The sequence below is a fragment of the Mycobacterium sp. 852013-51886_SCH5428379 genome, from assembly GCF_001665575.1.
Lineage (GTDB): Bacteria > Actinomycetota > Actinomycetes > Mycobacteriales > Mycobacteriaceae > Mycobacterium.
The window spans coordinates 167,703-190,820 of the sequence record NZ_LZSU01000042.1 but is presented as its reverse complement, the minus strand read 5'-3'; the positions used below and the strand labels follow the sequence as shown (position 1 = coordinate 190,820).

Below are 23,118 nucleotides of genomic sequence, written 5' to 3'. Positions count from 1 at the left end.
GGTTAGCGACCGATGCGCGCAGGGTGAGCAGAACCGCAGAAGGCCGTCACCGCAGAACCGGCGCCACGTAGGCTGACATCCCGATCGGGCCTCTCGACAGGCCCGCTCGAACCGGCAGGCCGTCAGAGGGGGATACGACAGTGCGATCGCTCGCGGTGGGGTTCGTTGTCCTGTGCGCCGTCGCCCTCGCCGGGGCACCTGGTGCCTCGGCGAAGAACGGTGACACCCACATCACCGGCCAGGGCCTGGTGCAGACCATCGACTGCAAGGGCGGCACGCTGCACGTCAACGGCGCCAACAACCAGGTCTTCGCGCTGGGCTCCTGCTGGGCGGTGACGACGCAGGGTTCGGGCAACATCGTGATCGCCGACAACGTCGTCAACGACATCACGGTCTACGGCTGGGACCAGACGGTTCTCTACAAGAGCGGTGACCCCATCCTGTGGGATCGGGGCCGTGAACTCGGCATGACCAACCGGATCGGCCGGGCACCGGCTTGACGAGTCGCTTCCTCCGTACCGCAGTGGGGACGCTGACAGGCGCCGCCGTGGTCGTTCTGACCGGCTGCGGTTCGCAGAGCACGGACACCAACACCCCGACGGCGACGGCGGGTACGTCGGGCGCGCAGGTCGAGATCGGCAACACCATCAACTACGGCTCGGTGGGCACCACCGCCGAGGTGGACTGCGCGGACGGCAAGTCGCTCAACGTCGGTGGCTCGAACAACAGGCTGACGGTGACCGGTACATGCGCGAACGTCAACATCGGCGGGACCGACAACACGATCACCTTCACCCGGGTCGACAAGGAGATCACCGTCGTCGGGTTGAACAACACGGTGACCTACGCCGACGGTGACCCGGCGATCGAGGACCTCGGCTCGAGCAACAAGATCTCCAAGGGCTGACTTCCCGCGCGATCACTCGCTGGCGCCGTGCCGGCCCGCTCCCGCGGAGAATCGGCCCGCGCCCTCGAGCGCCTCGTGTTTCACCCGCGAGATGCTCGCGAACTCCCGGTCGATCGCCTCGTCCTCGGGCAGCCCCCACTGACCGAGCACCGAGAGTCGGTCCGAGCGCAGGCACTGTTGCGGCAGTCGCGCGAGTTCGGCGGCGAGTTCCTCGGCGCGCCGGCGCGCCTCCCCTTTGGGCACGACGCGGTTGGCCAGTCCGATCGCGTGCGCCTCCGCGGCGTCGACGGATCGGCCGGTCAGGATCATGTCCATGGCTCGGCTCTGGCCGATCAGGCGCGGCAGCCGCACCGTGCCGCCGTCGATGAGCGGGACACCCCAGCGGCGGCAGTACACGCCGAACACCGCGTCCTCTTCGACCACCCGCAGATCGCACCACACCGCCAGCTCGAGCCCGCCTGCGACGGCGTGGCCGCTGACCGCGGCGATCACCGGTTTGGACAGCACCATGCGCGTGGGGCCCATCGGACCGGGGCCGGTGCGGTGCACCGCGTTGGCGTCGGGTGTCCCGAAGGCCTTGAGATCGGCTCCGGCACAGAACGTTCCGTGGTCACCCCACAGCACGGCCACCGATGCCGTGTCGTCGCGGTCGAAGTCGTCGAATGCCCGGTACAGCGCCTCGGCCGTGGGCCGGTCGACGGCGTTGCGGGCCTGCGGCCTGTCGATGATGACGGTGGTCACCGCGCCGGTGCGTTCGACCCGGACGGGTTCGGTCATATCGCGCTCCTGTCTGTCATCTCGTCGCGCCGTGCGACCAGTTCGGCCGCGAAGGCGGTGTAGGCCCGTCGCAGCTCCTCCCCCGGCCAGCCGTCGGGCAGCAGCTCCGCGGGCAGCACCGGATCGGTGAGCAGGTGCCGGACGATCGCCGCCGCGGTGACGAATCGGGCGGGTACATCGGTGGCGGCGGCCATGTCGGCCAGCAGCGCGCGGCCGGTGTCTGCCCAGTCGTCGAGGGCCCAGAGCCGCGCGGCCAGATCGGCGGGATCGTCGTCGTGGGCGTGCAGCACCCGCACCCGCTGTGCGACGTCGTCGGGCAGCGCGGCGTCGAGGTTGTCCGGGCGCAGCCACACCCCTTCGCGTAGTTCGGCGAAACGGTTGTCCGACAATGTGTTCCGTACGGATGCCCGGGTGCGGGCATCGGTGCCGACGCTGGTGATCACCAGGGTGGTCCAGGTGCCGTCCCAGCGGCGCAGCCGCGGGTCGATGGCATCGTCCTGCCGGCGCTGCCGGCTCAGCAGCCGGTCCGACAGCCGGTAGCCGTCGGCCGAGCGGACGAGGTCACCGGCGCTCACCATGCGGGTCAACGCCACCCGCACCGTGGACTCCCGGATGTCGAAGTCGGCGGTGAGGCGGATCAGATCCGCGGCGGTGGCCCACGCCGGATGAGCCCCGAGCAGCACCGAGAGCACCACCGACCGCGCCGTCAACCGCGACAGCACCTCGACCACGGCTAGACCCCGGAGGTCCGGCGGCCGTGATCGCCGAACGGTTCATCGCGCTGCCGGACAGACTCGCGGAAGCCGTGTTCGCGTGACTGCGCGACGAACGCGTGACCCTCCGGGGTGTGCCGGGCGATGCCGTCGAACACGGTGCTGACCATGCGGCTGGTGGCCACGCCCTGTTGCAGCAGCGCGGCGTTCATCGCGAGCTTGACCATGATGAGTTGGTTGATTGGTACGGCCGCGATGCGCTCGACGAGCCGTTCAGTGCGCTCATCCAGATCCTCCGGTTCGGGCGCCTCGACAGCCAGCCCCCACTCCGCGGCCTGCTTACCGGTCAGGCAATCCCCGGTCAGCAGAAGGCGTTTGGCGCGCTGGTCGCCGAGCCGGTGGGCCCACATACCCGCCGCGGGCACCCCCCAGACGCGGGTGGGCGGGTAACCGATCTTGGCGTCGGCGGCGGCGATCACCTGATCGGCGTGCAGCGCGATGTCGGTGCCGCCGGCCACGCAGTAGCCGTGGATTTTGACCACTGTCGGTTTGTCGCAGTGCAGCAGGCTGGAGAAGCCGCGGACGAACCGGCTCATCATCTGGTAGTCGATCATCGGATCCCAGGGCTGGTCCGGCAGATGGTTGATCGCCTGGGTTTTGCCGGAGAGCACGGTGTCGCGGTACGGGCTGCCGCCCCCGGCCGACGAGGAGCCCTCGGCATACGCGCCGAGGTCGAATCCGGCGCAGAATCCCTCGCCGCGGCCCGACACCAGGATCACGTGGACGTTGGGGTCGAGGTCGGCGCGTTCGACGAGCGCCGACAGTTCCAAGGGCGTGTCGGCGACGATCGCGTTGCCCTTCTCGGGGCGGTTGAACGTGATTCGCGCGATGCGGCCGGTGACCTCGTAGGTCATCGTCTTGAGGTGGTCGAAGTCGACGGGCCTGATTGCGTGGGTCACGCGCTCACCCTATTGCGCCGAAACAGCATTCCCGGTCGCGAAGCTTGCGTCTTGACCGCCGGGAATGCTGTTTCGCGGCGAGCCGTCACGCGCTCACCCGCGCGCGGTCGATGATGGGGTCGAGGTCCAGGCCGACGGGCAGGGTGCCGAACGCCCCGCCCCACCGGCGGTCGAGCCGGGTCGCCAGGAACGCCTCCGCGACCGCCGGATGTCCGTGCCGCACCAGCAGCGCGCCCTGCAGCGCCAGGCAGATGTCCTCGGCGACCTTGCGGGCGCGGTACTGGATGGTCTCGACGTCGCCGAGCGCCTGCTTGAGTTCGTCGACGTGCACGCCGAGTCGGGGGTCGTCGCCGGAGACCTGTGCGAGCTCGTCGAACAGCACCTCGACGCTGTCGGGTCGGGTCACCATGGCGCGCAACGTATCCAGCGCGCTGACGTTGCCGGAGCCCTCCCAGATACCCATCAGCGGCGCCTCGCGGTAGAGCCGCGGCATACCGGAGTCCTCGACGTAGCCGTTGCCGCCCAGGCATTCCATCGCCTCGGCGGCGTGCGGCGTGGCGCGTTTGCACACCCAGTACTTCGCGGCCGCCAACCCGATGCGCCGCAGCAGCGCCTCACGGGAGTCACCGCGGACGGCGCGGTCGGTGGCGCCGGCCATCCGCATAGCGACCATCGTGGCGGCCTCGGCCTCGACGGCCAGATCGGCCAGCACGTTGCGCATCAGCGGCTGGTCGATCAGGTACTCGCCGAACGCCTTGCGGTGCTGCGCGTGGTGCATCGCCCGAGTGAGCCCACTGCGCATGCTGGTCGCCGAGCCGAGCGTGCAGTCCAGCCGCGTCAGGTTGACCATCTCGATGATGGTCGGCACGCCGCGGCCTTCCTCGCCGACCAGCCAGGCCGTCGCGCCGTCATATTCGACCTCGCTGGAGGCGTTGGCGTGGTTGCCGAGCTTGTCCTTGAGGCGCTGCAACAACATCCGGTTGCGGCTGCCGTCGGGCAGGATGCGCGGCAGGAAGAAGCATGACAACCCGCCCGGCGCCTGCGCGAGTACCAGGAAGATGTCGCACATCGGCGCCGAGGTGAACCACTTGTGCCCGGTCAACGAGTACGTGCCGTCCCCGTTGGGCACGGCCTGGGTGGTGCCGGCACGCACGTCGGAGCCGCCTTGTTTCTCGGTCATCGACATGCCCGCGGTGATACCGGCCTTCGTCGACGGGACCTTGAGCTCCGGGTCGTACACGCGACTGGTCAGCAGTGGTTCGTAGACGGCGGCGAGCTCGGGGTTGCACCGCAGCGCGGGGACGACGGCGTAGGTCATCGAGATCGGGCAGATGTGCCCGGGTTCGGGCGTCCACACCGAGGTCTTGGCCGCGCGGACGACGTGGGCGCCGGCCCGGTCGTCGGCCCACGGCGCGGCATGCAGCCCGTGGCCGACGGCGACGGTCATCAGCGAGTGGTAGGCGGGGTCGAACTCGACCTCGTCGACACGGTGGCCGACGCGGTCGTGGGTGTGCAGGACCGGCCGGTTGCGGTCGGCGAGTTCCCCCCAGCGTTGCGCCTGCGCGCTGCCCGCGAGCGCCCCGAGTTCGGTCACCTCGTCGAGGCCCCACTCCCCGCCCTCGCGGATCAGCGCCTCGGTGAGCACCGGGGCGGACGCCGGATTGTGGTCCTCCAAGAGTGGAACCTGATTGGTGACGACGTGCGTGTCTGCCATACCGGAAGTGTTACACCTTCAGCGACAGCCGCACAAGAGCTGTAACACCGGCATACTGTCGCGATGCAGCCGAATACGGTCGTTCACGCCGCCACCCTCGCGCTCAGCCACGGGCCGGTGCCCGGAGGTCAGACGGTCGATGGGGCACCCACCACGGCGACGACCGCCATCGGCGACTTCGACGGCCTCGAGGTGGGGATCTGGGAGATGAGCACCGGCGCGATGCGCGACATCGAGGTCAACGAGGTGTTCGTGGTGCTTTCGGGGTCAGCGACCGTCGAGTTCGCCGACGGCAGCCCGGCGCTGCGGCTCGGACCGGGTGACGTCGTCCGCCTCGACGCCGGCGCCGAGACCGTCTGGACCGTTACCGAGACCCTGCGCAAGGTCTATCTCACCTGACCGGCCCTGCCGCCACCGGTCGTAGCGGCGCAGCGCGGCGATCACCACCGCCGCGAGCGCCCAGCCCAGCAGGATGTCGACCACGAAGTGCTCGGCGGTGTACACAAGCGTGAACGCCATGATCAGCACGTAGGCGGCCAGCACCGGCCGCCAGCCGCGTCGCACGCGGTGCCACAGGAAGGCCGCGACGGCCGCGGTCATGCCTGCGTGCAGCGACGGAATGGCTGCGACCAGGTTGACGCTGGCCTGCCCGGCGTCGAGCAGCGCGGTCGCCGAGTGCAGGTTCAACTTGCCCCAGCCCCGGCCGACGATCCGCTCCACCCACTGGTTCGCGCCGTCCTGGCTGAACTGCATCGCACCGAGCACCCCGCCGTCGGGAACGCCGCGCGCGGAGCGGAACATGCAAGCGGCCTCCGACGGCCCGTCCGCCACCTCGGCCGGCGTGCAGCGCGCAGCCGCCCACGGCGGGGCCGCGGGGAACAGTGCGTAGATGAGCAGCCCCGCGACGTTGAGCCCGACGAACAGGCGGACGAACGCCTTCCACTCCTCGCGGTTGCGCAGCCACAGCACGGCCGCGACCACGTAGGGCAACACGAAGAACGACATGTAGACCGAGCTCATGACGACTTCCCACCACGGCGGCTGCGGCTGTTTGAGTCGCTCCTGCAGCCACACCGTGGGCATGACGCCGAAGAACAGCCAGCGGTCGGCGTCGACCTGCCAGTGCCACATCGTCGGGCGGCCGACCAGTGTCGCGGCGCCGCGGCTGAGGTCGTAGGCGAGGAGCAGCAGTGCGAAGGGTAGCCAGTCCCGGACCACGTAGAGCATGCGCCGGCCCTGACCGATGCTGGCGGCGAGCAGCCCGGTCGCGATGTAGAGCAGCAGCAGTTCCCGGTTGAACGCGAAGCCGTCGGTGATCGTGCGATAGATGACGATTGCCGCCCACAGCCCGACGGCCGACCACCGCAGGATCCTGAGTCGCCGCTCGCGGGCCGGCGGTTCAGAATCGTCAGCGGAGGCCAGCGCCACCGACGAGTCGTCGATCAGCGACACAGCGGCCTTTCGCAATTCGGGCGTTCGGGGTTCCCGACGTCCGCCCAGTTAACCCGTTGGCCACCGCCCGATCACGGGTTGTTAGTCAATCGTCACCTTGGACGTGCTCGCGCAGGAACGCGATGTCATCCTTGCGGCCCTCGTCGGCCGTCTCGCAGATCACGGGTGCGTCCGCCGCCTCGACGACGCCGACCAGCAGTTGCGGGTCGATCTGACCGAGGCCGAAGTTGGCGTGCCGGTCCGCGCCGGAGCCGGCGGCGTCCCGCGAGTCGTTGCAGTGCACCAGGTCGATACGGCCGGTGATGCGCTTGATTCGGGAGACGGCGTCGATGAGGGCCTCGCCGGCCGCCCACGCGTGGCAGGTGTCCAGGCAGAAGCCGATCCCGAACTCACCGATGTGGTCCCACAGCCGGGCGATGGTGTCGAAGTGGCGGGCCATCGCGTGATCACCGCCCGCGGTGTTCTCGAGATAGACCGGAACCGTGGTCTCCAACCGGTCGAGCGCCTTGACCCAGCGCTCGAAGCCGGCCTCCATGTCCTTGTCGTCGGCATGCCCGCCGTGCACGATCACCGCGGTGGCGCCCACGTCGGCCGCCGCATCGCAGGTGTCCTGCAGGATCTTGCGCGACGGGATGCGCACGCGGTTGTTCGCCGAGGCGACGTTGATCAGGTACGGCGCGTGCACGTACAGCGGGACGTTCGACGCCTTGAGCAGCTCGGCGTCCTCGCGCGGCTTGGGCTTCTTCCAACTCTGCGGATCGCCGAGGAAGAACTGCACCACGTCGGCGCCGTCGGCCTCGGCGGCGGCCAGGGGGTCGTCGCTGCGGACATGTGAACCGATGAGCACGGTGTCGAGTCTAGTGAGGTGCTCCGACACCCCGGCCCCCTGTCGCGTCGCGGCACCGCGCCCATTCCGACTGATAGGAATGTACGGTTCTGATGATCACGGCCGGTCCGGAAGTAGGAGCGATGGCGCAAGCGCGCGGCAAGCGAGCGGGGACGACACCGCGCGTCCGGGACCCCGACGCGACGCGCGCCGCTCTGCTCAACAGTGCGGTCAAGCTGTTCGCGAAGCAGGGGTATGACGCCACGTCGGTGCAGGAGGTCGTGGACGACGCCGAGCGGACGAAGGGCGCGTTCTACCACTACTTCGACAGCAAAGAGGACCTCCTCCAACAGCTGCACGACAACTCCGTGGACTATCAGCTCGAATTGGTGCGCGAGGTCCTCAAGCGCGACGATCCGGCCGACATCCTGCTCCGGGAGCTCGTCACCACGGTCCTGATGGAACCGATGGGCCTGTACAAGTCCGAGATCTCGGTGTTCCTGCACGAGGTCCGGCGCCTGACCGACAAGGGCTTCGAGGGCGTGCTGGCCAAGCGCGACGAGTTCGAGAGCTGCGTCGTCGAGATCATCGAGCGCGGGGTCCGGACCGGGGTCTTCAAGGATCTGGGCCCGCCGCGGCTGCTGGCCTTCGGGATCATCGGCATGTGCTCGTGGTCGCACAACTGGCTCGAACCCGACGGTGAGCTCACCCCGCGGCAGATCGGCGAGCTGTTCGCCGACCTCCTGGTGTCCGGCCTGAAGGCGGAGGGCTAGCGCAGTTCGTCGATACGGCTCGGCATCCGCATATCGCCCGGATCCGCCACAGGCGTGGCGCTGAAGCGGAAAGCGGGCCGCGCGGTCAGATAGCGGCCGTTCTCGTCGCCGACCTCATGGAAGAAGTCCACCGCCTTGAGCTGCTCGTCGTCGAAGAGCTCGTCGAGTGTCTTCACCCGTGCCACCGGTACGTCGATCCGGTCGAACAATTCGAGCCAGTCGGCGGTCGTCCGCGTCGTCAACTCCTCGGCCAGGAGCCGGTAGAGCGCATCGATGTTGTCGTTTCGTGCTGCGGCGGTCCGGAATTCGTCGCGGTCGAGCAGATCTGCCCGACCGATCGCGCCGAGGAAGCGCCGCCAGTGCCCTTCGTGGTACACCAGCACCGAGATGACGCCGTCGCTGGTCCGGTAGGGCCGTCGGTACTCCGAGCGCAGGCGCGCATATCCGGTGTCGCCGAGCGCGGGGACGAACGCGCGACCGCCCCACTGCTCGGTGAGGTTGAATCCGACCATCGTCTCGAACATGGGCACTTCGACGGCCTGCCCCACACCGGACCGTTGCGCTGAGTACAGCGCCGCGATCAGCGCCATGGCCGCGGACATCCCGGTGATCTTGTCGACGACTGCGCTCGCGACGTACGTCGGCTCACCCCCGGACAGCCCCTGCAGCCAGGCCAGCCCGCTCATCGCCTGCACGGTGTCGTCATAGGCCGGCCGCCGGCCGTAGGGCCCGGTGGTGTCGTAGCCGGTGATGGCGACGTGCACCAACCGCGGGTTGACGTCGAGTGCCCGTTCGGGACCGATTCCCAGCTTCTCGGCGGCGGGCAGTCTCATGTTGTGGACGAGGGCGTCGGCGTTCTGCAGAAGCGCGTCGAGGCGGTCCCGGTCGGACGCGTTCTTCAGATCCAGTACGAGACTGGACTTTCCGCGGTTACACGCGAGAAAAACCGACGCCATACCCGGTTCGCGGCTGGTGCCGAGGTTGCGGGTGATGTCGCCGCCGGGGGCCTCGATCTTGACGACGTCGGCGCCCAGGTCGGCGAGTTGCAGCGTGCAGTACGGGCCGGAGAAGGTGGTGGAGAAGTCCAGTACCCTGACTCCGGCCAACGGGCCTGGCATTACCGTCCGGTGGCGGCGACGCCGGGCTTCTGCTCCCAGGCCGCCGAGCCCTTGCGGCCCAGCGACCACATCTGGACGCCCCGCTCGACCTCGACGGCCGCGGCCCAGGATATCCCGGCGTCGAGTTCGATGGTGGCGGACTGTTTGATGCGGCGCGCGAGTTCAGGATCGGCCGCCGGCAGACGACACAGGTTCAGCGCGGTGTCGAGCAGTTCGTCGGCCGGCACTGCGGCCCAGGCGAATCCGCGCGCCACTGCGTCCTCGCCGGACAGTGCCGCACCGCAGACCGCCATCGCGACGGCCTGCTGGTATCCCATCGACCGGCCGAGCATCCGCACGTGGCCTCCCCCCGGGTGAATCCTGCGGGCGAGGAATCCGCTGTCCAGCACCGCATCTGGTGTCACGAGTATGATGTCCGCGGCCATGGCCATGTTCAGTCCTGCGCCGACGGCGCCCCCCTCGACGAGCGCGATCGTGGGCACCGGCAGCATCCCGACGCGGACGAACGAACTGTAGACCGCCGAGGTCCGCGCCACGGCCTCCGGCGACGCCGGCGCCCCCGACGTGGCTGCGAGGTCGCGGGTATCAGCACCGCTGCAGAAGTAGGCGCCCGCCGAATCGATGATCACCGCACCGATCGACGTGTCCGTCTCGACCATCTGACAGAACTCGGCGATCTGCTCGGTCATCGGCAGCGTGATCGCGTTCTTGCGCTTCGGATTGTTCAGCGTCAGCCGGGCGATTCCGTTGTCGACGCTGACGTCGACGCGAGGCTCGTCGCTCATCCCCGAACTCCATTCTCTCGTCGGTGCCGGCGTACGGCGACTACTGCTGTCCGGTCACCAGTTGCCAGAGGTCCTGGCCGCGGGCGAGTTCCCCCAGCCGCTGATGCCAGTACCGCTCGTTGCCGTACTCCTCTCGCCACGCCCACAGCCGCGTCGTGAGGGAGCCCAACACGTGCTCCTGGGTGAAGCCGATGGCGCCGTGCGCCTGGTGGGCCGCGGCGGTGACGGGCCGCGCCAGGGAGGCGGTCTCGGCCTTCGCAGCGGCGACGAGCATCTCCACGGCGTCGGATCCGTCGAGCATCGCCAACGTGGCCGCGGTCGACGCGGTCTGCATCGCGGTGGCGTCGGCCGCCATTCGCGCGACAGCGTGCTGGACGACCTGGAACTTCATCAGCGGTCGGCCGAACTGCACCCGTTCGGAGACGTATCGGGCGGTCTGGTCGACGATGGCCGCCGCTACTCCGGCCGACGCGACGGCCCGTGCCAGCGCGCCGCGCAGCTGCCACGTCGCGACGTCCGCCTCGGTCAGCTCGGCCGAGGCGACGGGGGTCACGTTGCGCAGCGTCACCGCATCGCGGGGTTCGCCGGCGAGGTTCTCGCCATGGGTGATACTCACGCCATCGGCGCTCAGCGCGATCAGGTGTAACGCCGGCCGATCGCCCGGGACGAGCAGGACCAGCGACTCGCAGTCGCGGGCGTACGGAATACGTTGCGCCTCACCGCTGATCGCGTCACCGTCAGCGGTCACCACACCGGCCCCCGCGGTGAACGGACCGCTCGGCAGGTCAATGCCGGCCCGCCCCAGGGCGGGGGCGGCGATGAGCGCCGCGTCGGCGTACGGGATTCGGGCGGTGGTGAGCTCGGTGAGCACGGTTGCGGCGTCGAGCAGGTCCCCGTCGGATCCGCCGATCGCCGCCGGGGCGCACAGCCCCACGAAGCCGAGCTTTTCCAGTTCGTCCCACAGCCCACGATCGAGCTCCGGGTTCGGCTGGGTGTCGACAGCCAGGTGCGTCGCCGCCACCCCGCGGGCGGCGTCGCGCAGGTCGTCGAGGTGTTCATGGGTGTCGAACATGGGCATGGTCACGCCAGTCCCTTCGCGACGATGGATCGGAGCACTTCGTTGGTGCCGCCACGGAGCGTGAAGGCCGGCGTATGCCGGACGCCGTCGGCGAGCAGTGCGTCGAAAGGCGTTGCGCCACTACCCGGTTCGGTGTTCGCCATCCGGCGGATGGTCTCGACGAGATCTCCCTCGAACGTCGTGCCCAGATCCTTGACCAGGGCCGCCTCCACGGCTGGCTGCTCACCGGCGGTCAGTTGGCGGGCCACCCCGAGCGACATCTGCCGCAGCACGATCAACCGGGACAGCACGCGACCCAGCTCCAGGGTGGCCGGCGCGTCGCCGGCGTCGACCTCACGCCCCCACGCCGCAAGCAGCGGGAAGGGGCTGAGCAGGCGTTCGGGTCCAGAGCGCTCATTGGCGAGTTCGCCGGTGACCTGCCGCCATCCGGCGCCACGGGTACCCAGCAGCGCGTCGGCGTCGAGGACGGCGTCGTCGAAGACGACCTCGTTGAAGTGGTGTTCGCCGTCGATGGTGATGATCGGGTTGACGGCGATGCCGGGGTTGGGCAGGTCCACGACGAACTGCGAGAGGCCCTGATGTCGCTCACCGTCGTCGGTGCGCGCGAGCACGATCATGTTGGTGGCGACGTGCGCCGAGGTCGTCCACAGCTTCGTACCGCTGATCCGCCAGTTGGCCCCGTCGGGAGTCGCCCGGGTACGCACCGAGGCCAGATCCGAACCGGAGTCGGGCTCGCTCATACCGATGGCGAAGAAGCGCTCGGCACGCGCGATGCCGGGGAGGTATTTCTGTTTCTGCGCCTCGGTGCCGTGACTGAGGATCGACGGCGCCATCTGCCGGTCGGCGATCCAGTGCGCTGCCACCGGCGCGCCGTGAGCGAGCAGTTCCTCGGTGACCACGAACCGCTCCAGCGGGGTGCGTCCGTGCCCGCCGTACTCGGTGGGGATGGTCATGCCGATCCAGCCGCGCTCGGCGAGCCGTCGGCTGAACTCGATGTCGATGCTGGACTGCCATGCGTCGGCCTTGGGGACGAAGACACCGTTCGAGATGGATTCGCGTAGGAATTGCCTTACCTCGGAACGCAATTGACGTAACTCGGCCGTGTCGACGGATGCAGGAACCAACGTCGTTCGCATCTGAACTTCCTCTCCACCGCCAATACCACCTGGTACATACCGGCCGGTATGCAGTCAAGCTAGCACACTCTTCACACACATCGAGAACGCGATCGCAGCCAACGTCTGTGTAGCACCGCCGGCCTCTGAGCGGGCAGTCCCTGACTGCTCACCGGGAGGCGGGCTACCGCACAGTGAGCACCGGTTCGGTGGTGTTCTCTGCGTGCGTGCATTGTTTACGGTGCCGACCATCCCGAACTCACGGAGGCCCGACATGGACCTGACCACGTTGCAGCACGACGTCGAGGACGGCGTTCTCATCGTCACGTTGAACCGTCCCGAGCAGTTGAACGCCTTCACCGTCACCATGGCCGAGGAGTTGGAATGGACCTTCGGACACGTGAACGATCGCGACGACATCAGGGCGGTGATCGTCACCGGCGCCGGCCGCGCGTTCTGTGCCGGCATGGACCTCGCCGCATCGGGTAACGCGTTCGGACTCGACGAGAACCAGGCGCCGACGCTGGCGGACATGGCCGATCTGTCCGACCCCAGACTGGAGAGGGTTCGAGACACCGGCGGACGCGTCACCCTGGCCATCCACGCCTGCCGCAAACCGGTGATCGCCGCGATCAACGGCGCCGCGGTGGGGATCGGCGCCACCATGACCCTGGCCATGGACGCGCGCCTCATCGGCGACCGCGGCCGCATGGGTTTCGTGTTCGGGAAGCTCGGCATCACCCCGGAGGCGGCGTCGAGTTGGTTCCTACCGCGGATCGTCGGCATGGATGTCGCGCTGGATCTCGTGTACTCCGCCGACATCCTCGACGCCGAGAGCGCACACCGGATAGGACTGGTCCGTTCGGTGCACGGCGGCGACGACTTGCTGGGCGCCGCAAAGGCTCTCGCGGACCGTTGGACGAAGGGACGCTCAGCGGTCGCGGTGGCGCTGACCCGACAGCTGATGTATCGCAACGCCGTCCTGGAACATCCGGTCGACGCGCACCGGGTGGACTCGCTGGCGATGTTCTACGCGAGCATCGCCGACGGCGCGGAGGGCGTCGCGGCCTTCCGGGAGAAGCGGGATGCACAGTTCACCGCGCGTGCGTCCACGGGTATGCCGCCGTTCTACGACGACTGGGTCAGCGGCACGTAACGGGCATCCGGCGCCGACGCCGGTCAGGTCTGCGTGCTCAGCAGGAACACCAGATAGGCGAGGTAAGCGAACACCATGGCACCGCCCTCCCCGCGGGAGACCCGGCGGCCGGTCATGAAGATCGGGATGCAGGCCAGCGCGACGATCACCATGATCGGGATGTCGATGTTCACGAGACTGGACGGCAGCACGAGTCCGCCCGCGGGCACCAGGCAGGTCACGCCGAGGATCAGGGCGATGTTGTAGATGCTGCTGCCGACGAGGTTGCCGATCGCGATGTCACGGTCACCGCGCAGCGTGGACATCACGGTGGTGACCAGCTCGGGCGCGGAGGTGCCGATCGCGACCACCGTCAGCCCGATCAGGGCGTCGGAGACCCCGAACTGCCGGGCCATCCCGACGGCGCCGTCGACCAGCCAGTCGGCTCCGATCACGACCAGGACGATCCCGCCGAGCAGCATGGTGGACTCCCGCAGCGCCTGCCGACGGGCGACCACCGTCGAGACGGCCGCGTGCTCCTCGGGGAACATGTCGGCGAACTCCTCGGCGACCGCGCCCGACTCGTGGCGTGCGGACCAGATCACCGCGACCGTGTAGCCGAGGGCGACGACCAACAGGATCACGCCGTCCACCCGCGACATCACCCCGTCGGCGGCGAGCACCCACAGCAGGACTGCGGCTGCCGCCATCAGCGGGAGTTCGAGCCGGATGGTGCGGGCCTGCAGCGCCAGCGGCACCATCCAGGCGCTCAGCCCGAGGATCAGCAGCAGGTTCACGACGTTGGTGCCGGCGATGTTGCCGACTGCCAGCGCGCCACTGCCGTCCGCCGCGGCCACGACCCCGACCGCGAGCTCCGGCATGCTGGTGCCGATCGACACCACCGTCAGGCCGACGATGATCGGGCTGATGCCGAGCCGGCCGGCCAGCCGCGTGCCGCCTCGCACCATGACCTCGGCCCCGACGACGAGCGTGCCCAGGCCAACGGCGAACCACAGAATGTCGGCGAGCATCGCCGACAATCATCCCATCCGACGCCCGCGAACTAGCCGAGTTGTGCGGTCACCGCCGCCAGCACCGGCTGCGCCGCGGCGTAGAAGGCGCCAAAGTGGGTCTGCCCGGGGATCTGGTGAAACGTCGCGCCCACCGCGGCGACGTCGGCGAGCACGTGCGGCACGATCCAGTCCCGCGCCCCGGCGTAGTAGATCGCCGGGCAGGTGACCGATGCGGGGTCGACGTAGCGGGTGGGGGCCATCGATCCGGCGACGGCCGCCGCGACGGCGTGCGGATCGTTGTCGGCTTCCATCATCGCCGCGAAGGCCGTGTCGGACACCCCGAAGGCCCGCCACACCGCGGTCCAATCACCCGTCCGGAGATGCTCGGCCAGCGGGGTCAGCGCGCGGGTGACCTCGTCGCGGTACGCGTGCATGGCGAAGCCGCCGACCACCAGTCTCTCCACCCGCAGCGGCTGACGGCTCGCCATGCTGCACGCCAGCCACCCGCCCCGCGAATAGCCCCACACCGTCGCCCGCTCGACACCCTCGGCGTCGAGCACCGCGACGAGGTCGGCGGTCACCCCCTCTGCCCGGTAGTCGTCGGGGTCGTGGGGCCGGTCGCTGTGGCCGTGGCCGAGCGGGTCGACGGTGATCACCCGCCGGCCGGCGGCCAGCGCGTCCACGTAGCCGGCGTCCGCCCAGTGCCGGGCCGCCATCATCGTCCCCGGCACGAGCAGCAGGGGCGGGCCGTCGCCGGTCACGGTGTAGTGGATCCCGAAACCGCGCGACGTGGTCCACATGGCGTCGAGTCTCACGGCCGCGGACCGGATCCGGGGATCTGACACGCGCACGAAAAAGCCCCCGCTCGAAAGCGGGGGCTTCTCCGTTGACGTGACTATGGCCGGATTGTCCGACTACCGGTAGTCCGAGTATCCGTAGTCGTCCAGCGGCACCGCGGCGCCGGTGGCCTGGCCGAAGTCCGGGCTGTAGTACTGATCCTCGTAGGACGGGATCGTGTACGCGGCAGCCCGCGCCTCCTCGGTCGGCTGAACCTGGATGTTGCGGTACCGGTTGATACCGGTACCGGCCGGGATCAGCTTGCCGATGATGACGTTCTCCTTCAGACCCTGCAGCTTGTCGCTGCGGCAGTTGATCGCCGCATCGGTGAGCACGCGGGTGGTCTCCTGGAAGGACGCCGCCGACAGCCACGAATCGGTGGCCAGCGAGGCCTTCGTGATGCCCATCAGCACCGGGCGGCCCGCGGCGGGCTCGGCGCCCTCCGCGACGACGCGACGGTTCTCCGACTCGAACTCGGCACGCTCGGTCAGCGAGCCGGGCAGGAACTCCGTACTGCCCGAATCGATGATCGTGACGCGACGCAGCATCTGCCGGACGATGACCTCGATGTGCTTGTCGTGGATCGACACGCCCTGGGCCCGGTAGACCTCCTGGACCTCGTGGACCAGGTGGATCTGCACCTCGCGCGGGCCCTGCACACGCAGCACCTCGTGCGGATCGGCCGAACCCTCCATGAGCTGATCGCCGACCTCGACGTGGTCGCCGTCGGAGAGCACGCCCTCGGAGCCGTCCTCGTGCTTGATGACACGCAGCCGCTGACGCTTGGAGAGCTTGTCGTACACCACTTCCTCGCCACCGTCGTCGGGGACGATGGTGATCTTGTAGAAGCGGTCACCCTCCTCGAGCTGCACGCGTCCGCTGACGTCGGCGATCGGCGCCTTGTTGCGCGGCACGCGGGCCTCGAACAGCTCCTGCACGCGGGGCAGACCGCCGGTGATGTCCTCACCGACACCGCCCTGGTGGAAGGTACGCATCGTCAGCTGCGTGCCCGGCTCACCGATCGACTGCGCGGCGACGATACCGACCGCCTCGCCGATGTCGACGAGCTTGCCGGTCGCCATCGAGCGGCCGTAGCACTTCGCGCACACGCCGGTGGCCGACGTGCAGGTCAGCACCGAACGCACCTTGACCGAGGTGATACCCGCGGCCAGCAGGGTGTCGATCGCCGGATCGCCGAGGTCGTGACCCCGGGCGATGACGACATTGCCGTCCGCGTCCACCGCGTCGGTGGCCAGCGTGCGGGCGAACGCCGAGGTCTCGACGTGCGGATCCCGGACCAGCGTGCCGTCCGCCATCCGCTCGGCCAGCGTGACGTTGATGCCGCGCTCGGTCTCGCAGTCGTTCTCGCGGACGATGACGTCCTGGCTGACGTCGACCAGACGACGGGTCAGGTAACCCGAGTCGGCCGTACGCAGCGCCGTGTCCGCCAGACCCTTACGGGCGCCGTGGGTGTTGATGAAGTACTCCAGCACCGTCAGACCCTCGCGGAACGAGGACTTGATCGGACGCGGGATGAACTCACCCTTCGGGTTGGTCACCAGACCCTTCATGCCCGCGAGTGTGCGGGTCTGGGTCAGGTTGCCCGTGGCGCCGGACTTCACGATCGTGATGATCGGGTTGTCCTCGGGGTAGTACGACTCGAGAGCCTTACCGACCTCTTCGGTGGCGTCCTGCCAGATCTTGACCAGCGAGTCGTTGCGCTCCTTGTGGTTCAGGGCGCCACGCTGGTACTTGCGCTCGATGCCGTCGGCCTCGCGCTCGTACCGGTCGAGGATCTCCTGCTTCTGCGGCGGCACGAGCACGTCGGCCATCGAGACGGTGACACCCGAGCGGGTGGCCCAGTAGAAGCCGGCGTCCTTGAGCTTGTCGACGGTCTGCGCGACGACGATCATCGGGTAGCGCTCGGCCAGATCGTTGATGATCCGGGCCTGGACCTTCTTGTGCATCTGCTCGTTGACGAACGGATAGCCCTTGGGCAGCAATTCGTTGAACAGCACCCGGCCCAGCGTCGTGTCGGCGGTCCAGGCGTCGCCCGGGGTCCAGCCGTTCTCGAACAGTTCAGCCTCCAGCGCGACCGGCGGACGCTGCTGCGTCAGCCGCACCCTGATCGGTGCCCGCACGCTGAGCGCACCGCGGTCCATCGCCATGATGGCCTCGGCCGGCGAGCTGTACACACCGCTCTCGGGCTGATCCTCGGCAGCGGCCACGTACGCGCCGGTGTCGCCGTCGATCTTCGTGGTCAGGAAGTACAGCCCGGTGACCATGTCCAGACGCGGCATGGCCAGCGGCTTACCCGACGCGGGCGACAGGATGTTGTTCGAGGACAGCATCAGGATGCGGGCCTCGGCCTGCGCCTCCGCGGACAGCGGAAGGTGCACGGCCATCTGGTCGCCGTCGAAGTCGGCGTTGAACGCCTCACAGACCAGCGGGTGCAGCTGGATGGCCTTACCCTCCACCAGCTGCGGCTCGAAGGCCTGGATTCCCAGACGGTGCAGCGTAGGTGCACGGTTCAGCAGCACCGGGTGCTCGGCGATGACCTCTTCGAGGACATCCCACACCTGGGGACGCTGACGCTCCACCATCCGCTTGGCGCTCTTGATGTTCTGCGCGTGGTTCAGATCGACCAGACGCTTCATCACGAACGGCTTGAACAGCTCGAGTGCCATCAGCTTGGGCAGACCGCACTGGTGCAGCTTGAGCTGCGGACCGACCACGATGACCGAACGGCCCGAGTAGTCGACGCGCTTACCGAGCAGGTTCTGGCGGAACCGGCCCTGCTTGCCCTTGAGCAGATCGGACAGCGACTTGAGCGGACGGTTGCCGGGCCCGGTCACGGGCCGGCCGCGACGGCCGTTGTCGAACAGCGCGTCCACCGACTCCTGAAGCATGCGCTTCTCGTTGTTGACGATGATCTCGGGCGCACCGAGGTCGATCAGTCGCTTCAACCGGTTGTTGCGGTTGATGACGCGGCGGTACAGATCGTTCAGGTCGGAGGTCGCGAAGCGGCCGCCGTCGAGCTGGACCATCGGGCGCAGCTCCGGCGGGATCACCGGAACGGCGTCGAGCACCATGCCCATGGGCGAGTTGCGGTTCGTCTGGAACGCCGCAACCACCTTGAGCCGCTTGAGGGCGCGAAGCTTCTTCTGCCCCTTGCCGTTCTTGATGGTGTCGCGCAGCGACTCCGCCTCGGCGTCGATGTCGAAGTTCTCGATGAGCTTCTTGATCGACTCCGCGCCCATGGCGCCGGTGAAGTACTCGCCGTAGCGATCGACGAGCTCGCGGTAGAGCACCTCGTCGACGATGAGCTGCTTGGGCGCGAGCTTGGTGAACGTCGTCCAGATCTCGTCGAGCCGGTCCAGCTCACGCTGGGCCCGGTCGCGCAGCTGGCGCATCTCACGCTCGCCGCCGTCGCGCACCTTGCGGCGCACGTCGGACTTGGCGCCCTCCTTCTCGAGCTCGGCCAGGTCGTTCTCGAGCTTCTGCGCCCGCTCGGCCAGATCGAGGTCACGCTGATCCTCGACGCCCTTCTTCTCGACGACCATCTCGGCCTCGAGCGTGGACAGCTCGTTGTGGCGCATCTCGGTGTCGACCGCGGTGATCACGTAGGCCGCGAAGTAGATGATCTTCTCGAGATCCTTCGGAGCCAGATCCAGCAGGTAGCCCAGACGCGACGGGACGCCCTTGAAGTACCAGATGTGCGTGACGGGCGCGGCCAGCTCGATGTGGCCCATCCGCTCACGACGCACCTTGGCGCGGGTCACCTCGACGCCGCAGCGCTCGCAGATGATGCCCTTGAAGCGGACGCGCTTGTACTTACCGCAGTAGCACTCCCAGTCGCGAGTCGGTCCGAAGATCTTCTCGCAGAACAAGCCGTCCTTCTCGGGCTTGAGCGTGCGGTAGTTGATGGTCTCCGGCTTCTTGACCTCGCCGTAGGACCAGTTGCGGATGTCGTCCGCGGTCGCGAGACCGATGCGGAGTTCATCGAAGAAGTTGACGTCTAGCACGTAACTCCCTTTCCCCTTTCGGGACTAGAAAACTATTCGGGTCGGCTGGCGAGAGCTATGCGAGATCCTCGACGGACGCGGATTCGTTGCGGGACAGGTTGATTCCGAGGTTGGCAGCAGCACGCTCCAGGTCCTCGTCGTCACCGTCACGCATCTCGATCGCGGCACCGTCCGAAGACAGGACCTCGACGTTGAGGCACAGCGACTGCAGCTCCTTGAGAAGCACCTTGAACGACTCCGGGATACCGGGTTCGGGGATGTTCTCGCCCTTGACGATGGCCTCGTACACCTTGACGCGGCCGACGGTGTCGTCGGACTTGATCGTCAGCAGCTCCTGCAGCGTGTAGGCGGCGCCGTAGGCCTGCATGGCCCAGCACTCCATCTCGCCGAACCGCTGACCACCGAACTGCGCCTTACCACCGAGCGGCTGCTGGGTGATCATCGAGTACGGACCGGTCGAGCGGGCGTGGATCTTGTCGTCCACCAGGTGGTGCAGCTTGAGGATGTACATGTAGCCGACCGTCACCGGGTACGGGAACGGTTCGCCACTGCGGCCGTCGAACAACTGCGACTTGCCGTCCGCGTTGACCATGACGTCGCCGTCGCGGTTGGGCAGCGTGGAGCCGAGCAGACCCGAGAGTTCGTTCTCGCGGGCACCGTCGAACACCGGGGTGGCGACGATGCTGTCCGACGGAGCCGAATGCAGCTCCTCGGGCAGGTTGGCAGCCCACGCTGGAACCTCAGTCGTGCCCTCCGCTACCTGAATGTTCCAACCCGCCTTGGCCACCCAGCCCAGGTGCGTCTCCAGGATCTGACCGATGTTCATACGACGCGGCACACCGTGGGTGTTGAGGATGATGTCCACCGGCGTGCCGTCAGGCATGAACGGCATGTCCTCGACGGGCAGGATCTTGCCGATGACGCCCTTGTTGCCGTGGCGTCCGGCGAGCTTGTCGCCGTCGGAGATCTTGCGCTTCTGCGCGACGTACACGCGGACCAGCTCGTTGACGCCGGCGGGCAGCTCGTCATCGTCCTCGCGCGAGAACACGCGGATACCGATGACCTTGCCGGACTCACCGTGCGGCACCTTGAGCGACGTGTCGCGGACCTCGCGCGCCTTCTCACCGAAGATCGCGCGGAGCAGCCGCTCCTCCGGGGTCAGCTCGGTCTCACCCTTCGGGGTGACCTTGCCGACCAGGATGTCGCCGTCGCGGACCTCGGCGCCGATGCGGACGATGCCGCGCTCGTCGAGGTCAGCCAGCACCTCGTCGGAGACGTTCGGGATGTCCCGGGTGATCTCCTCGGCGCCCAGCTTGGTGTCGCGGGCATCGATCTCGTGCTCTTCGATGTGAATCGAGGTGAGCACGTCCTCTTCGACCAGACGGTTCGAGAGGATGATCGCGTCCTCGTAGTTGTGGCCCTCCCACGGCATGACGGCGACGAGCAGGTTCTTGCCCAGCGCCATCTCACCGTTCTGGGTGCAGGGACCGTCGGCGACGACCTGACCCGCCTCGACCCGCTGCCCGGCGTCCACGATCGGACGCTGGTTGGCACACGTGCCGTGGTTGGAGCGGGCGAACTTGCGCATCCGGTAGGTGTGCCGGGTGCCGTCGTCCGCCATCACGGTGATGTAGTCGGCCGAAACCTCTTCCACCACACCGGCCTTCTCGGACACGACCACGTCGCCGGCGTCGATCGCGGCGCGCAGCTCCATACCGGTACCGACCAGCGGGGCCTCGCTGCGCACCAGCGGAACCGCCTGGCGCTGCATGTTGGCACCCATCAGGGCACGGTTGGCGTCGTCGTGCTCGAGGAACGGGATCATCGCCGTCGCGACCGACACCATCTGGCGCGGCGAGACGTCCATGTAGTCCACATCGGTCGGAGCGACGTTCTCGACCTCGCCACCCTTACGACGGACCATCACGCGATCCTCGGTGAAGCGGCCGTCGTCATCGATCGGCGAGTTGGCCTGCGCCACGACGTGGCGGTCCTCCTCGTCGGCGGTGAGGTAGTCGATCTGGTCGGTGACGACACCGTTCTCGACCTTGCGGTACGGCGTCTCGATGAAGCCGAACGGGTTGACCCGGGCGTACACCGACAGCGAACCGATCAGACCGATGTTCGGACCCTCAGGGGTCTCGATCGGGCACATCCGGCCGTAGTGGCTGGAGTGCACGTCGCGGACCTCGAGGCCGGCGCGCTCACGGGACAGACCGCCGGGGCCCAACGCCGACAGGCGGCGCTTGTGGGTCAGACCCGACAGCGGGTTGTTCTGGTCCATGAACTGCGACAGCTGGCTGGTGCCGAAGAACTCCTTGATCGCCGCCACGACGGGACGGATGTTGATCAGGGTCTGCGGCGTGATCGCCTCGACGTCCTGGGTGGTCATGCGCTCACGCACGACCCGCTCCATCCGGGACAGACCCACGCGGATCTGATTCTGGATCAGCTCACCCACGGTGCGCAGACGACGGTTGCCGAAGTGGTCGATGTCGTCGACCTCGACGGGGACCTCGACGCCGCCCGGAGCCGTCATGACCGTGTCGCCCTGATGCAACCGCACCAGGTACTCGATCGTGGCGACGACGTCCTCTTCGGTCAGCGTCGAGTTCGTGATCGGCTTGTCGGCGTTGAGGCCGAGCTTCTTGTTGACCTTGTAGCGGCCGACGCGGGCCAGGTCGTAACGCTTCTCCTTGAAGAACAGGTTCTCCAGCAGGGTCTGCGCGGACTCCTTGGTCGGCGGCTCGCCCGGACGCAGCTTCCGGTAGATGTCGAGCAGCGCCTCGTCGGTGCCTGCGGTGTTGTCCTTCTCGAGCGTGGACATCATGATCTCGGAGAAGCCGAAGCGCTCGGTGATCTGCTCGTTGGTCCAGCCGAGCGCCTTGAGCAGCACGGTGACCGGCTGACGGCGCTTGCGGTCGATGCGCACACCGACGGTGTCGCGCTTGTCGACGTCGAACTCCAGCCACGCACCGCGGCCGGGGATCACCTTGACGCTGTGCAGCGTCTTCTCGGTGGACTTGTCGATGTTCTCGTCGAAGTACACACCCGGCGAACGCACCAGCTGGCTGACGACGACACGCTCGGTGCCGTTGATGATGAAGGTGCCCTTCTCCGTCATCATCGGGAAGTCACCCATGAACACCGTCTGGCTCTTGATCTCGCCGGTGTTGTTGTTGATGAACTCGGCCGTGACGAACAGCGGGGCCGCGTACGTCATGTCCTTGTCTTTGCACTCGTCGACGGGGGCCTTGACCTCGTCGAAGCGCGGGTCGGAGAAGGACAGCGACATCGAGCCCGAGAAGTCCTCGATGGGCGACAGCTCGGTCAGCACTTCTTCCAGACCACCGGTCGGATTCACGTCACCGCGGGCGATCGCCCTCTCCCGCCAGCTGTTGGCGCCGATGAGCCAGTCGAACGACTCGGTCTGCACGTCAAGCAGCCCCGGAACCTCGAGAGGCTCACGGAGCTTGGCGAAGGAAATGCGATTTGGTGCCCCGGGTACGGAGCTATTGGTGATAGTTTTTGCTGACTTGCTCTGGCTAGAGACTGCCAAGATGCATCCTTCCAGCACCTCATGCGATGTCCGGAGGGCGTCAAAAGGGCTTGAGCGCCGGTTCCTTCAATTCGCTATCTGCGTCGGTTCGGCTGGGAACGCCCTGTCCGGGCTCTCCGAACCACGGCACGCGTCTAGATCACTGAGTTTTCGGCTCAGGCTGGGACTAGCGTGTCGGGTGCAGGTGAGGTGGGCAGGATGCAGCCAGCGCAACGTCCAACAATAGCGCAGAGTGGCATATTCCTCAACCACCGCACGACGGCCGCATGACACGGCCGGTCAGGCGCTGGCTGGCGTCCTCTACCCGTGCATTCATGCTGACCAACACATTG

At 67.9% G+C, this 23,118-nt stretch carries 18 protein-coding genes and 1 pseudogene; 5 read left to right on the top strand and 14 right to left on the bottom strand.

Annotated elements, in window-relative coordinates; genetic code table 11:
* The first annotated feature begins 155 nt into the window (after positions 1-155).
* Together A5757_RS18240 and A5757_RS18235 are read left to right on the top strand one after the other, a co-directional pair.
* Positions 156-500, top strand: a complete 345-nt coding sequence (locus tag A5757_RS18240; RefSeq protein ID WP_231984045.1) for a DUF3060 domain-containing protein — start codon at positions 156-158, stop codon at positions 498-500.
* A gap of 23 nt (positions 501-523) precedes the next feature.
* On the top strand, positions 524-907 hold the full coding sequence (locus A5757_RS18235) for a DUF3060 domain-containing protein (protein ID WP_231984044.1): 384 nt from the start codon (positions 524-526) through the stop codon (positions 905-907).
* Positions 908-919: 12 nt separating this feature from the next.
* Here A5757_RS18235 and A5757_RS18230 read toward each other — a convergent pair whose 3' ends face one another.
* From A5757_RS18230 to A5757_RS18215, 4 genes are all read right to left on the bottom strand, one after another.
* The gene (locus tag A5757_RS18230) at positions 920-1,684 is read right to left on the bottom strand and encodes a crotonase/enoyl-CoA hydratase family protein (RefSeq protein WP_066836650.1); all 765 of its coding nucleotides are present in this window, start codon (positions 1,682-1,684) and stop codon (positions 920-922) included.
* Positions 1,681-2,415 (bottom strand): PaaX family transcriptional regulator C-terminal domain-containing protein, encoded by a 735-nt coding sequence (locus A5757_RS18225; RefSeq protein WP_156618522.1) that lies wholly within the window; start codon positions 2,413-2,415, stop codon positions 1,681-1,683. The genes A5757_RS18230 and A5757_RS18225 overlap by 4 nt, the downstream gene beginning before the upstream one ends.
* 2 nt (positions 2,416-2,417) lie before the next feature.
* Positions 2,418-3,356, bottom strand: a complete 939-nt coding sequence (locus A5757_RS18220) for a crotonase/enoyl-CoA hydratase family protein (RefSeq protein WP_066836645.1) — start codon at positions 3,354-3,356, stop codon at positions 2,418-2,420.
* 85 nt (positions 3,357-3,441) lie between these two features.
* A complete protein-coding gene (locus A5757_RS18215) occupies positions 3,442-5,070 on the bottom strand; it encodes an acyl-CoA dehydrogenase family protein (RefSeq protein WP_066836643.1) in 1,629 nt (542 codons plus the stop codon).
* 63 nt (positions 5,071-5,133) lie between these two features.
* Here A5757_RS18215 and A5757_RS23805 point away from each other — a divergent pair.
* Positions 5,134-5,400, top strand: a pseudogene (locus tag A5757_RS23805) (cupin domain-containing protein); the annotation flags it as partial.
* On the opposite strand, the gene A5757_RS18210 reads toward A5757_RS23805, so the two are convergent.
* Positions 5,338-6,522, bottom strand: a complete 1,185-nt coding sequence (locus tag A5757_RS18210) for a phosphatase PAP2 family protein (protein ID WP_066836641.1) — start codon at positions 6,520-6,522, stop codon at positions 5,338-5,340. The pseudogene A5757_RS23805 and the gene A5757_RS18210 overlap by 63 nt on opposite strands.
* Positions 6,523-6,607: 85 nt before the next feature.
* A complete protein-coding gene (locus A5757_RS18205) occupies positions 6,608-7,369 on the bottom strand; it encodes a deoxyribonuclease IV (protein WP_066836639.1) in 762 nt (253 codons plus the stop codon).
* Between the two features lie 122 nt (positions 7,370-7,491).
* On the opposite strand from A5757_RS18205, the gene A5757_RS18200 reads away from it, so the two are divergent.
* Positions 7,492-8,121: a TetR/AcrR family transcriptional regulator gene (locus tag A5757_RS18200; protein ID WP_231984043.1), complete on the top strand. Its 630-nt coding sequence runs from the start codon at positions 7,492-7,494 to the stop codon at positions 8,119-8,121.
* On the opposite strand, the gene A5757_RS18195 is transcribed toward A5757_RS18200, so the two are convergent.
* From A5757_RS18195 to A5757_RS18180, 4 genes are read right to left on the bottom strand one after another with little or no spacing between them, the layout of a single operon-like run.
* Positions 8,118-9,239 carry a CaiB/BaiF CoA-transferase family protein gene (locus A5757_RS18195; protein ID WP_066836631.1) on the bottom strand — a complete coding sequence of 374 codons (1,122 nt, stop codon included), beginning with the start codon at positions 9,237-9,239 and terminating at the stop codon, positions 8,118-8,120. The genes A5757_RS18200 and A5757_RS18195 overlap by 4 nt on opposite strands.
* Positions 9,239-10,024: an enoyl-CoA hydratase-related protein gene (locus tag A5757_RS18190; RefSeq protein ID WP_066836629.1), complete on the bottom strand. Its 786-nt coding sequence runs from the start codon at positions 10,022-10,024 to the stop codon at positions 9,239-9,241. The genes A5757_RS18195 and A5757_RS18190 overlap by 1 nt, the downstream gene beginning before the upstream one ends.
* Before the next feature lie 40 nt (positions 10,025-10,064).
* Complete coding sequence (locus tag A5757_RS18185; RefSeq protein ID WP_066836627.1) at positions 10,065-11,102, bottom strand: acyl-CoA dehydrogenase family protein; 1,038 nt, start codon at positions 11,100-11,102, stop codon at positions 10,065-10,067.
* A 2-nt stretch (positions 11,103-11,104) separates the two neighbouring features.
* The gene (locus A5757_RS18180) at positions 11,105-12,238 is read right to left on the bottom strand and encodes an acyl-CoA dehydrogenase family protein (RefSeq protein ID WP_066836625.1); all 1,134 of its coding nucleotides are present in this window, start codon (positions 12,236-12,238) and stop codon (positions 11,105-11,107) included.
* A 253-nt stretch (positions 12,239-12,491) separates the two neighbouring features.
* On the opposite strand from A5757_RS18180, the gene A5757_RS18175 reads away from it, so the two are divergent.
* On the top strand, positions 12,492-13,373 hold the full coding sequence (locus tag A5757_RS18175; RefSeq protein ID WP_066836623.1) for a crotonase/enoyl-CoA hydratase family protein: 882 nt from the start codon (positions 12,492-12,494) through the stop codon (positions 13,371-13,373).
* A gap of 23 nt (positions 13,374-13,396) precedes the next feature.
* On the opposite strand, the gene A5757_RS18170 is transcribed toward A5757_RS18175, so the two are convergent.
* From A5757_RS18170 to A5757_RS18155, 4 genes are all read right to left on the bottom strand, one after another.
* Positions 13,397-14,383 (bottom strand): calcium/sodium antiporter, encoded by a 987-nt coding sequence (locus tag A5757_RS18170; RefSeq protein WP_066836621.1) that lies wholly within the window; start codon positions 14,381-14,383, stop codon positions 13,397-13,399.
* 32 nt (positions 14,384-14,415) lie between these two features.
* The gene (locus tag A5757_RS18165; RefSeq protein ID WP_066836619.1) at positions 14,416-15,165 is read right to left on the bottom strand and encodes an alpha/beta fold hydrolase; all 750 of its coding nucleotides are present in this window, start codon (positions 15,163-15,165) and stop codon (positions 14,416-14,418) included.
* Positions 15,166-15,279: 114 nt separating this feature from the next.
* Positions 15,280-19,227, bottom strand: a complete 3,948-nt coding sequence (locus A5757_RS18160; RefSeq protein ID WP_066836617.1) for a DNA-directed RNA polymerase subunit beta' — start codon at positions 19,225-19,227, stop codon at positions 15,280-15,282.
* Positions 19,228-19,282: 55 nt separating this feature from the next.
* Positions 19,283-22,786 carry a DNA-directed RNA polymerase subunit beta gene (locus tag A5757_RS18155; RefSeq protein ID WP_369815970.1) on the bottom strand — a complete coding sequence of 1,168 codons (3,504 nt, stop codon included), beginning with the start codon at positions 22,784-22,786 and terminating at the stop codon, positions 19,283-19,285.
* Positions 22,787-23,118: the final 332 nt, after the last annotated feature.